The sequence below is a fragment of the Achromobacter sp. Bel genome (assembly GCF_012928505.1).
Lineage (GTDB): Bacteria > Pseudomonadota > Gammaproteobacteria > Burkholderiales > Burkholderiaceae_B > Achromobacter.
The window spans coordinates 33,028-44,677 of record NZ_JABBJN010000009.1 but is presented as its reverse complement, the minus strand read 5'-3'; the positions used below and the strand labels follow the sequence as shown (position 1 = coordinate 44,677).

Here is an 11,650-nt window from a genome sequence, read left to right as displayed (position 1 = left end):
TAACGAGCAGAATTCAGTCATCGGGAAACGAAACGAACCACGACGGAGGGCCGCCGGATTCGGTCCCCACTTGAATTGATTGGAGGTCTACCATGAAAACCCTAACCACCACCCTGCTGCTATCCCTGGCCCTGGTTGGCGTTGGCGCCCAAGCCGCCGGCGTTGAACAAGGCAAGACCCGCGCCCAAGTCGCGACCGAACTGCAACAAGCCAAGGCCAGCGGCCAATACACCTTCGGCGAGCTGGACTACCCGCCCGCCCTGCCGCAAACCGCCAGCCTGAGCTCGCAAGAAGTGCAGGCCCAGCTGCAACAAGCCAAGATCAGCGGCCAATACACGTTCGGCGAACTGCAATACCCGCCGGTCGCCGCCGCACCGGCCGCCGTCAAGACGCGCGCCGAAGTCCAGCAGGAACTGGCCCACGCCAAGGCCAGCGGCCAATACACGTTCGGCGAACTCGAATACCCGCCGATCACCCGGTGAGCTGCTTGCTGTAGCCCGGCCGGCCTCAGGCGGCATCATGGCTTGGGGCCGGTTTTTTCGGATACAGCGGCAACCGCAGTAGTCGTAGCAGTCCTAGAAGTTGCTGTTGAAGTTCGAAGTTGCTGTTGAAGTTCGAAGTTGCTGTTGAAGTTCGAAGTTGCTGTTGAAGTTCGAAGTCGAAACTGAAGTCGATGTTGAAGTCGCAGTTGCAATAGAAGTTGCAGTAGCAGTAAAGCAGTAGCAGTAAAGCAGTAGCAGTAAAGCAGTAGCAGTCGGGCCGCGGCGGATGCCGCGGCCTTTTTCATTGCGGGACGGCCCTGGCGATGGCGCTATTCCAGCGCATCGGCCTCAACGAAAACACCCCGCAGGCCGGAAAACGGTTCCGGCCTGCGGGGTGCATGGGTCACCGATGGCGGCCTGGGCCGCCTGGGACGATTCAGCTGAAGAATTCCTTCACGCGGTCCGTCCAGGACTTGCTTTGCGGCGAGTGGCGGTCGCCCCCGTCGTTCAGCGATGTCTCGAACTGGCGCAGGATGCTCTTCTGGTCTTCGCTCAGGCGAACCGGCGTCTCCACGACGACGTGGCAGTAGAGGTCACCCGGATAGCTGCCCCGCACGCCGCGGATGCCCTTGCCGCGCAAGCGGAAGGTCTTGCCGGACTGGGTGCCTTCGGGAATCGAGATCTCGGCCTTGCCGCCCAGCGTGGGCACCTGAAGCTCGCCGCCCAATGCCGCCGTGGTGAACGGGATGGTCAGTTCGCAGTGCAGGTCGTCGCCGTCGCGCTGGAAGATCTTGTGCTGCTTGATGTGGATTTCCACATACAGGTCACCCGGCGGGCCGCCGTTGATGCCCGGCTCGCCATTGCCGCTGGAGCGGATGCGCATGCCGTCGTCGATGCCGGCCGGAATCTTGACCTGCAGGGTCTTGTTGCGGCGGATACGGCCCACGCCGTCGCAGGACGGGCACGGATCCGTGATTTCCTTGCCGTTGCCGTGGCAGGTCGGGCAGGTCTGCTGCACGCTGAAGAAACCTTGCTGCATGCGCACGGCACCCGAACCGCCGCACGTGCGGCAGGTCTTGGGCGAAGTGCCCGCCTTGGCGCCTGAACCATGGCAGGTGTCGCAGTTTTCCCAGCTGGGCACACGGATTTCGGTGTCGAAACCGGCCGCAGCCTGTTCCAGCGTGATTTCCAGCGCGTACTTCAGGTCGGCGCCGCGGTACACCTGCGGGCCGCCGCCGCGACGGCCACCGCCGCCGGCGCCACCGAAAATTTCGCCAAAGATGTCGCCGAAGGCGTCGGCAAAACCGCCGCCCATGCCCGCCCCGCCCATGCCGGCGGAGTTGGGGTCCACGCCCGCATGGCCATAGCGGTCATACGCGGCGCGCTTCTGTTCATCACCCAGGACCTCGTAGGCTTCCTTGGCTTCCTTGAACTTCTCTTCGGCTTCTTTGCTGTCCGGATTGCGGTCCGGATGGTACTTCATGGCCAGCTTTCGATAGGCCTTCTTGAGTTCGTCGTCCGCGGCGTTTTTCGCTACGCCCAGGACTTCGTAATAGTCGCGTTTTGCCATGATCCGTGGGCTCAAAAACGAGCCGTCTTTTCAGTGCTACAGAATGAGTACGCCCGGTAGGCGGATTTCTCCGGCTACCGGGCGGCAGAGGCTGGTCAGCGCCCGGCCATTATTGGTCGCGCTTGACTTCCTTGAAGTCGGCGTCGACGACGTTGTCGTCCACCGGCTTCGCGTTGTCGGCCGCTTGCTGCTGGCCGGCCGCTTGTTGCGCCTGCATGTCGGCGTACATCTTCTCGCCCAGCTTCTGCGAGGCGGTCGACAGGGCTTCCACCTTGGCGTCGATCGCGGGCTTGTCGCCTTCCTTCAGCGTGTCTTCCAGGTCCTTGATGGCGGCTTCGATGCTTTCCTTCTCGGCAGCTTCGAGCTTGTCGCCGTACTCGGTCAACGACTTGCGGGTGGCGTGCACCAGCGCGTCGGCCTGGTTGCGCGACTGGGCCAGCTCGGCAACGCGGTGATCTTCCTCGGCGTTGGCCTCGGCATCCTTGACCATGCGCTGGATCTCGTCTTCCGACAGACCCGAGTTGGCCTTGATGGTGATCTTGTTTTCCTTGCCGGTGCCCTTGTCCTTGGCGGACACGTGCAGGATGCCGTTGGCGTCGATGTCGAACGTGACTTCGATCTGCGGCATGCCACGCGGCGACGGCGGAATCCCTTCAAGGTTGAACTCGCCCAGGGCCTTGTTGCCCGCGGCGATTTCACGTTCGCCCTGGAACACCTTGATCGTCACGGCCGGCTGGTTGTCGTCGGCGGTCGAGAAGGTCTGCGAGAACCGGGTCGGGATCGTCGTGTTCTTCTGGATCATCTTCGTCATCACGCCGCCCAGGGTTTCGATACCCAGCGACAGAGGCGTCACGTCCAGCAGCAGCACGTCCTTGCGGTCGCCCGACAGCACGGAACCTTGAATGGCGGCGCCAGCGGCGACGGCTTCATCGGGGTTCACGTCCTTGCGCGGTTCCTGGCCGAAGAATTCCTTCACCTTTTCCTGGACCTTGGGCATGCGGGTCATGCCGCCGACCAGGATCACGTCGTCGATGTCGGAAACCTTCACGCCGGCGTCCTTGATGGCGACGCGGCAGGGTTCGATCGTGCGTTCGATCAGTTCTTCGACCAGCGCTTCCAGCTTGGCGCGCGTGATCTTCAGGTTCAAGTGCTTCGGACCCGAGGCGTCCGCCGTGATGTAGGGCAGGTTGATTTCGGTCTGCTGAGCCGACGACAGTTCGATCTTCGCCTTTTCAGCGGCTTCCTTCAGGCGTTGCAGCGCCAGCACGTCCTTGGACAGATCAACACCTTGTTCCTTCTTGAACTCGGCAATGATGTAGTCGATGATGCGCTGGTCGAAGTCTTCGCCGCCCAGGAAGGTGTCGCCGTTGGTCGACAGCACTTCAAACTGCTTTTCACCGTCGACGTCGGCGATTTCGATGATGGACACGTCGAACGTGCCGCCGCCCAAGTCATACACGGCGATCTTGCGGTCGCCCTTTTCGGTCTTGTCCAGGCCGAACGCCAGCGCGGCAGCGGTGGGTTCGTTGATGATGCGCTTGACTTCCAGGCCGGCGATGCGGCCGGCGTCCTTGGTGGCCTGGCGCTGGCTGTCGTTGAAGTAAGCCGGGACGGTGATGACGGCCTCGGTCACTTCTTCGCCCAGGTAGTCCTCGGCGGTCTTCTTCATCTTGCGCAGCACGTCGGCCGACACTTGGGGAGGCGCCATCTTCTTGCCGCGCACTTCCACCCAGGCGTCGCCGTTGTCGGCGCGGGCGATGGTGTAGGGCATCAGGTTGATGTCCTTCTGCACCGCTTTTTCTTCAAACTTGCGGCCGATCAGGCGCTTCACCGCGTACAGGGTGTTGCGCGGGTTGGTCACGGCCTGGCGCTTGGCGGGGGCGCCGACCAGGGTCTCGCCGTCGTCCATGTAGGCGACGATCGAGGGAGTGGTGCGAGCGCCTTCCGCGTTTTCAATGATTTTGACCTGCCCGCCGTCCATGACAGCCACGCAGCTGTTGGTCGTGCCCAGGTCAATGCCAATAATCTTGCTCATGGTGGGTACCTTGAATTAAATCTATGAAAATAGAGGGAAACTTCTTGTCCCCACATAACTGGGGCTACTCGCAGGGTTTTTCAAGACACCTGGCCGGAATTTTCCGCACCCGGGTCCTGCAACCGCTGGATTGCCGCCGTGAACTGGGGCAATCCGGGCCAGCCGGTGATGCGCCCAAGCCGCTTTCCGGCCCGGTACAGCACAAAAGTGGGGACACCATGCAGGGAAAAGCGGCGACCCAAGGGCTCGTCGGCATAGACGTCGGCCTCGAACCAGGTCAGGCCCAGGCCCAGCAACGTCTCTTGGTGCAGCAACGCCGCCTGCTTGAAAAGATTGCAGTTATAGCAATCCTGGCCCCACAGGAACACGCAGCGCAAATCCGCCCCCGGCGCCTGGACCACGGCGGCATCGAATCCCCCAGTGTCGACATGACGCATGCCGAACACCTGGAAGACCTGAGCCGGATCGAAGCGGGGATCGGTCATGGCGCGCAGAACCGCGATCAGCCCTGGCCGGCGGACACCACCACCAGCGCCGGACGCAGGGTCCGGTCGGCGATGGCGTAGCCCTTCTGCAGCAGTTGCAGCACGGTGTTGGCCGGCTGCGCGTTGGGGATCGAGGAAATGGCTTGATGCAGGTGAGGATCGAACTTGTCACCCTGGGCCGGCGCGATTTCCTTGAGCAGATTGCGCTCGAAGGCCGCGGTCAGTTGTTTCAGGGTGACCTCAACGCCTTCACGCAGCGTTTCAACGGTCTGGTCGGGCTGGGCCAATGCGGCTTCCAGGCTGTCCTTGACCGGAACCAGGCTTTCGGCGAACGACTCGATGCCGAATTTGCGCGCCTTGGACACTTCTTCCTGGGCGCGGCGGCGCACGTTCTCGGCTTCGGCCTGAACGCGCAGAAGCTGGTCGTGCTGCTCATTGACGGTAGCCTGGGCCGCGTCCAGCTGGGCGCGCAACTCGTTCAGCTCGGCCTGTGCGGCGTCCTGGGCGGCGGGGGCCGCGTCGGCGTTCTGGCCGACTTCGGGCGTCTGATCTACAGGCTCGTGGGGTGCCGTCATGGGGAATCCTCCAAAAAGAATGGCTTTCGCAGACATGAATGGGGGCCAATACCCCTATTTCAAGCCCGGGAAAGCGAAATATTCCCTGACGGCGCCCGCCCGGGTCCCGGGCGGAGCGACCGCTTACTTCTTGTGGGGCTGCGCCGGCGCGACCGGGTCGCTGGCGGGGAAGCTCTCTTTCAGCGCGCGGTCGACGTGCGCGTCGTCGTCATCCGGTTCGGACCGGATCGCGATGGGATCGCTGGCCGGAAAGGTCTCGGCCAGGGCTTCGTCCAGATCGTGCTCGACCTGATCCTCATCAACAGGGGTTGAAACCGTCCCCTTTTTTACAGCCTTGCCGCTCTTGGGATCATGGTGCATGCGCCTTCTCCTTCAAGTCCGTGGTGGCCCGGGATGTCAGCGGCCAGCCCTGCAAGTTCCGTTCCACCATGCTGGCCAAGCCGGCGATCCAGGCCGGATCGTCATTCAAGGCGGGGATGTATCGGAACTGCTTGCCGCCTGCCTCGACAAACGCGTCGCGGCATTCCAGGCTGATTTCTTCCAGGGTTTCCAGACAGTCTGCCACAAATCCCGGGCACACCACATCCACCTCGGTTACCCCCGAGGCTGCCAGCGCCTTGAGCGTGGGCTCGGTGTAGGGCTCCAGCCAGCGGGCGGTGCCGAAGCGGCTCTGGAAGGTCACTTCGATCTGCTCGCGCGGCAAGGAAAGGCGTTGCGACAGCAGGCGCGCGGATTCCATGCAATCGCGGTAATAAGGGTCGCCCAGTTCAATGGAATAACGCGGCAGGCCGTGAAAGCTCATCACCAGCTTCTGCGGCTTGCCGTGTTCGCGCCAGAAAGATTCGATGCGCGCGGCCAACGGGTCCAGCCACGCCGGATCCTCGTGGAAGCGCTTGGTGAAGCGCAATTCGGGCTGGTCGCGCAATCGCCCCGCGTGCCGGGTTACCGCGTCGACCACGGTGGCCGTCGTGCTGGCGGCGTATTGCGGATATAGCGGCACGGTCAGGATGCGCTCGCAGCCCGCGGCGCGCAGGCGCGTGATCGCATCGGGAATCGACGGATTACCGTAGCGCATGCCCAATTCCACCACGGCATCAATGCCCGCCGCGTGCAATGCCGCGCGCACGCCATCCGCCTGGCGCTGGCTATAAACCATCAGGGGCGACCCCTCCTTCAGCCACACGCCGGCATAACGCGGCGCCAGCTTCTTGGGGCGCATCGTCAGCACCAGCCCATGCAGGATGGGCTTCCACAGGTAGCGGGGAATTTCGATCACGCGAGGGTCGGACAGGAATTCGCCCAGGTATTTCTTGATGCCCGCCTTGTCCGGCGTGTCGGGGGTGCCCAGGTTCACCAGCAGTACGCCGACCTTGCCGGGTCCCCGCGGGGGCGGGTCTTCGTTGAAAGGGTCGTCCTGCTCGGTTTCCGGCAGATAGCGTTCAGGCCACAGGTACTTGAACAGGCGAAGAAACACGAAAACTCCCCTTCCTCCGCAAGGAGGATGTAGCTTTGAATGGAACTACTGGTTGTGGCTGAGGGCGTTGGACAACAGGCGCGCCGTGATGTCCACGATGGGAATGACGCGCTCGTACGCCATGCGGGTGGGACCAATCACGCCCAGCGTGCCCACCACCTTGCCGTCCACGCCGTACGGCGCGGTAATGACCGAGACTTCTTCCATCGGCACCAGTTGCGAGTCGCCGCCGATGTAGATCTGCACCCCCTGCGCGCGGCTGGACACGTCCAGCAGTTGCAGCAGGTCGGTCTTCTTTTCGAACAGCGAGAACATCTTGCGCAGCCGATCCATGTCGGAGGCGATGTCCGTCACGTCAAGCAGCTTGCGCTCGCCGGAAATGATCATGGCGTCGCCGTCTTCGGCCGCCTCCGCGCTGGCTTCCACCGCCGCCTGCATCAGGCGCGAGATGTCTTCGCGCAGTTGGGCGAGTTCGGTGGACAGGGTCTGGCGCACCGCGTTGAAGGACTTGCCGGCGAAATGCATGTTGAAGAAATTGCCGGCTTCCAGCAATTCGGCTTCGACATAATCGCGCTGCACGAACAAGATCCGGTTCTGGACGTCGCCGTCGGGCGTGACGATGATCAGCAGCACCCGCTTGTCGGACAGCCGGATGAATTCGATCTGGCGAAACACCTGGGCGCGCTTGGGGGTCAGCACCACCCCCGCGAACTGCGTCAGGTTCGACAGCAGCGCGGCCGCGGCATTGACGGCGCGGGTGGGTTCGGCGGCCGACAGCATTTCGCCCATGTTGTGCGGCTGCAGCTGGTAGGACTGCACGGCCAGCAGCGAATCGACGAACATGCGGTAACCCCGCGGCGTAGGGACACGGCCGGCGGACGTATGCGGGCTATGGATCAGCCCCAGCTCTTCCAGGTCCGCCATCACATTGCGGATCGTGGCCGGGGACAAGTCGAAGACTTTCGATAGCGTCCGCGAGCCGACGGGCTGCCCATCGGCGATGTAGCGTTCTATCAACGCTTTCAGTAGTGCGCGTGCGCGGTCATCCATAACAGGTATTTTAGGGAATCTTTTCCAATTAAGGCGATTTTTGTCCTGCACGCGGATATGCGGCCCCATATAATCGGCAAATCAGCCCGCCCCGACGGGTTCCGGCATCCTGGCTTCGCCCTTCTTCGATAAGCACGCATCCATGCATTTTCCTACCGTCGCCTTGATCGGCAGATACCAGGACACCGGCCTGGACACACCGCTGAGAGCCCTTGCGCACGCGTTGACGCAAGCGGGCAGGCACGTGCTCATCGACGCCGATACCGCACGCAACACCGGCCTGACCGAATACCCCGTCGCGACCCTCGAAGAAATCGGCCATCACGCGTCGCTGGCCGTCGTGATGGGCGGCGACGGCACGGTATTGGGCGCGGGCCGCCATCTGGCGCCTTTCGGCGTTCCGCTGGTGGGCATCAACCACGGCCGGCTGGGCTTCATCACCGACATTGCGCTGCAGGATGCGCATGGCGCGTTGGCCCGCGTGCTGGAAGGCAGCTTCCAGATCGAAGAGCGCATGCTGCTGGAAGGCAGCGTGTGGCGCGGCGACCAGAGGATGTATTCCGCATCGGCCTTGAACGACGTTGTGCTGAACCGGGCCGGACGCGGCGGCATGATCGAAGTGCGCGTGGAGCTGGACGGCGCCTTCATGTACACGCAGCGCGCCGACGGCCTGATCATCGCCACCCCTACAGGCTCCACCGCGTACGCCCTGTCGGCCAACGGCCCCATCCTGCACCCCGGCATGAACGCCATGGTGCTCGTGCCTGTGGCGCCGCAAACGCTGTCGAACCGCCCCATCGTGATCCCTGACACCGGCGTGCTGAACATGACGCTGACGGCGATGGGCCGCGTGGAAGTCGGCGCCAGCGTGCATTTCGACATGCAGACCTGGTCGGACCTGCAACCGGGCGACCGCATCGTCGTGCAGCGCGCGCCCTATACCATCCGCTTCGTGCATCCCGAAGGGTATAGCTTCTTTTCCACCCTGCGCCGCAAGCTGCACTGGAACCTGATGCCCCAAGCCACCGACAACGTAGAGTAGTAAGCGCCCCGACATGCTGCGCACCCTGCATATCCGCGACTTCGTCATCGTCGAACAGACCGAGATCCATTTTGGCCCCGGCTTCACCGTCTTCTCCGGCGAGACCGGCGCGGGCAAATCCATTCTGGTGGACGCGCTGGCGCTGACGCTCGGCGAACGCGGCGACGCCAGCATGCTGCGCGAAGGCGCGCCGCGCGCCGACATCACGGCGGTGTTCGACACGCCCAAGTCGTTGCACGCCTGGCTGGCCGAGCGCCAGATCGACGTCGACGACGAACTGTCGCTGCGCCGCGTCATCGATGCGCAAGGCCGTAGCCGCGCCTACATCAACGGCACGCCGGCCACCGTGGCCCAGTTGCGGGACTTGGGCGACAGCCTGGTCGACATCCATGGGCAGCACGCCCATCAAAGCCTGATGCGTCCCGATGCCCAGCGCGACCTGCTGGACGCCCACGGCGGCCACGGCGACCTGCGCCAGGCCGTCGGCCAGGCCTGGAAGCAATGGCGCGCGGCGGCCCGCCAACTGGAGGCCGCCGAGAAAGATGCGGCCAGCCTGGCCATCGAGCGCGACCGCCTGCAATGGCAAGCCGACGAGCTGGACCAGCTGGCCCTGGGACCCGACGAATGGGACGCGCTCCAATCCGAGCACACCCGCCTGTCGCATTCCCAATCGCTGCTGGACGGCGCTTCGCAGATCCTGGAAACACTAGACGGCGAAGGCGATTCCGCGCACCACCGCATCACGGCGGCCAACCATCGAATCCAGCAGATGCTGCGCCACGACCCCGGCCTGCAAGGCGTGCACGACGAGCTGGAATCCGCCCGCATCGCCATCAGCGAAGCCGTGTCGGACCTGAACAACTACGTCAGCCGCGTCGACCTGGACCCCAAGCGGCTGGCCGACGTGGAAGCGCGGCTGGGCCTGGTGTTCGAGACCGCCCGCAAATTCCGGGTCGAACCCGATGCCTTGTGCGAGCTGCGCGACTCGCTGCACGCCGATCTGGCTGCCCTGCAGGCAGCGGGCGATATCGAGGCGTTGCGCGCCCAGTCGGTCGCCGCTCAGGCGCAATACGATGCCGCGGCCGCCAAGCTGACCACCGCCCGCCGCAAAATCGCGAAAGACTTGGGCAAGCAAGTCACGTTGGCCATGCAGACGCTGGCCATGCAAGGCGGCAGGTTCGAACCTGCGCTGGCGGCGGCCGCGCCGTCCGCGCAAGGCAATGAACAGGTTGAATTCCTGGTGGCCGGCCACGCCGGCACCACGCCCCGCCCTCTGGCCAAAGTGGCCTCGGGCGGTGAGCTGTCGCGCATCTCGCTGGCGCTGTCCGTCATTGCAAGCCGCGCAGCCCGCGTCCCCACGCTGATTTTCGACGAAGTCGACAGCGGCGTGGGCGGCGCGGTGGCTGAAGCCGTCGGTAAACTGCTGCGCGAACTGGGCGAACGCCATCAAGTGCTCTGCGTCACCCATTTGCCGCAGGTCGCCGCCTGCGGCAACAACCAGTTCCTGGTCAGCAAGACCGCATCGCGCGGCACGACCCGCTCCAGCATCAAAGAACTGGACGCTCCAGCCCGGGTCGAAGAGATCGCCAGGATGCTGGGCGGGGTCAAGCTCACCGCCACCACCCGCGAACACGCCCGCGAAATGCTGGAAGGCTTCGGCCAACCCGCCGCCTGATCGCTGTCTGGCTTCCGAACCCCGTGGCCGCGCCCGGGGCATTTTATTGAACGCCCAACAAAAAGCCCCTTCTAACTAAAGGGGCTTTTAGACTCACGAACCCGCGGCGAGCGCGGCCGTAGTCCGTGGGACGAACGCAGGCGGCTTAGCGGCCTTTCAGGCAGCTACCGCAGATGCCGTACAGCACCATCGCGTGGCTTTCCAGCGCGAAGCCGTTGTCCTTGGCGATCTTTTGCTGACGCTTTTCGATGTCCGGGTCCGAAAACTCGACCACCTTGCCGCAGTTCGTGCAGATCAGGTGATCGTGGTGATCGCCGTCATTGAGCTCGAACACGGCCTTGCCGCTGTCGAACTGGCTGCGGGCAAGGATGCCGGCCTGTTCGAACTGCGTCAACACGCGATAGACGGTCGCCAGGCCAATTTCGACGTTCTCGCCGATCAGGGCACGATAGACGTCTTCGGCGCTGAGGTGGCGCTGGTCGGACTTGCGGAAAATATCAAGAATTTTCAGGCGGGGAAACGTCGCCTTCAAACCCATGTTCTTCAGTTCGCTTTGGTCGCTCATGGTGTAATCGCTCTCCGTCCGCGTTGGCATGGGCAAGGATGTGGGGCGCGCCGCGAGCCGGCTCCCCTGAATTCATGCCGCCCCGCGGAACTATCCTTATGAAACCTTTATGATAACGGTTTTGTCTGCTTCCAAATAATAGGGGCGCGTAGTGTCCATGATTGCACGAATTCCCTCCCGCTCGCTGAAGACTGGATTGGCCGTCGCCGCCCTGGCCGTCGCCCTGGCCGGCTGCTCCGGAGACAAGTGGGGCTTCCCCTACAAGGCCGGTGTCCAGCAAGGCAACTGGATCACCCAGGAACAGGTCTCCCTGCTGCAACCCGGCATGACGCGCGAACAGGTGCGCTTTGCGCTCGGCAGCCCCACGCTGACCAGCGTGCTGCACGCCAATCGCTGGGACTACCCCTACTACTACAAGCCCGGCTACGGCGAAGCCCGTGAACGCAAGTTCACCGTCTGGTTCGAAAATGACCGGCTGACCCGCTGGGAAGGCGACAAACAGCCCGACCTGCAACCCTATCAGCTGAATACCCCCAGTCCGACGGCCGACGAAAAGGCCGACAAGCGCCTGGACCAGGACGAGGCCCGGTTGAAGGAAGAAGCGGAACAGGAGAAGCGTGATTCCGCCGCCCCTGTCAGCCCGCTGAACCAGTACCCCGGCCAGCCGGGCAACTCGCCCGAGCCGCTCCGCTAACCC

Annotated in this window: 12 protein-coding genes; 4 read left to right on the top strand and 8 right to left on the bottom strand. The window is 63.6% G+C overall.

Annotated elements, in window-relative coordinates; translation table 11 throughout:
* Positions 1 to 92: 92 nt before the first annotated feature.
* Positions 93 to 482 (top strand): DUF4148 domain-containing protein, encoded by a 390-nt coding sequence (locus HG262_RS08180; protein ID WP_169270532.1) that lies wholly within the window; start codon positions 93 to 95, stop codon positions 480 to 482.
* Between the two features lie 436 nt (positions 483 to 918).
* On the opposite strand, the gene dnaJ is transcribed toward HG262_RS08180, so the two are convergent.
* From dnaJ to hrcA, 7 genes are all read right to left on the bottom strand, one after another.
* Entirely contained in the window at positions 919 to 2,052 is a 1,134-nt protein-coding gene (gene dnaJ / locus HG262_RS08175; protein WP_105555315.1) for a molecular chaperone DnaJ, read from the bottom strand.
* A 109-nt stretch (positions 2,053 to 2,161) separates the two neighbouring features.
* Positions 2,162 to 4,087, bottom strand: coding sequence for a molecular chaperone DnaK (dnaK, locus tag HG262_RS08170; protein WP_169270531.1), 1,926 nt, complete (start codon positions 4,085 to 4,087; stop codon positions 2,162 to 2,164).
* An 80-nt stretch (positions 4,088 to 4,167) separates the two neighbouring features.
* Complete coding sequence (locus HG262_RS08165) at positions 4,168 to 4,572, bottom strand: thioredoxin family protein (RefSeq protein WP_169270530.1); 405 nt, start codon at positions 4,570 to 4,572, stop codon at positions 4,168 to 4,170.
* 17 nt (positions 4,573 to 4,589) lie between these two features.
* A complete protein-coding gene (gene grpE / locus HG262_RS08160; RefSeq protein WP_169270529.1) occupies positions 4,590 to 5,147 on the bottom strand; it encodes a nucleotide exchange factor GrpE in 558 nt (185 codons plus the stop codon).
* A 123-nt stretch (positions 5,148 to 5,270) separates the two neighbouring features.
* On the bottom strand, positions 5,271 to 5,507 hold the full coding sequence (locus HG262_RS08155; RefSeq protein WP_006223544.1) for a hypothetical protein: 237 nt from the start codon (positions 5,505 to 5,507) through the stop codon (positions 5,271 to 5,273).
* On the bottom strand, positions 5,497 to 6,621 hold the full coding sequence (gene hemH, locus HG262_RS08150) for a ferrochelatase (protein ID WP_169270528.1): 1,125 nt from the start codon (positions 6,619 to 6,621) through the stop codon (positions 5,497 to 5,499). The genes HG262_RS08155 and hemH overlap by 11 nt, the downstream gene beginning before the upstream one ends.
* A gap of 45 nt (positions 6,622 to 6,666) precedes the next feature.
* Entirely contained in the window at positions 6,667 to 7,671 is a 1,005-nt protein-coding gene (gene hrcA / locus HG262_RS08145; RefSeq protein WP_006223542.1) for a heat-inducible transcriptional repressor HrcA, read from the bottom strand.
* Positions 7,672 to 7,813: 142 nt separating this feature from the next.
* Here hrcA and HG262_RS08140 point away from each other — a divergent pair, with 142 nt between their 5' ends.
* Together HG262_RS08140 and recN are read left to right on the top strand one after the other, a co-directional pair.
* Positions 7,814 to 8,713, top strand: a complete 900-nt coding sequence (locus HG262_RS08140; RefSeq protein ID WP_169270527.1) for an NAD kinase — start codon at positions 7,814 to 7,816, stop codon at positions 8,711 to 8,713.
* A gap of 13 nt (positions 8,714 to 8,726) precedes the next feature.
* A complete protein-coding gene (recN, locus tag HG262_RS08135; RefSeq protein WP_169270526.1) occupies positions 8,727 to 10,388 on the top strand; it encodes a DNA repair protein RecN in 1,662 nt (553 codons plus the stop codon).
* 145 nt (positions 10,389 to 10,533) lie between these two features.
* Here recN and fur read toward each other — a convergent pair whose 3' ends face one another.
* Positions 10,534 to 10,953: a ferric iron uptake transcriptional regulator gene (gene fur, locus HG262_RS08130; RefSeq protein ID WP_006223539.1), complete on the bottom strand. Its 420-nt coding sequence runs from the start codon at positions 10,951 to 10,953 to the stop codon at positions 10,534 to 10,536.
* A 157-nt stretch (positions 10,954 to 11,110) separates the two neighbouring features.
* On the opposite strand from fur, the gene HG262_RS08125 reads away from it, so the two are divergent.
* On the top strand, positions 11,111 to 11,647 hold the full coding sequence (locus HG262_RS08125) for an outer membrane protein assembly factor BamE (protein ID WP_169270525.1): 537 nt from the start codon (positions 11,111 to 11,113) through the stop codon (positions 11,645 to 11,647).
* The last annotated feature ends 3 nt before the right edge of the window (positions 11,648 to 11,650 follow it).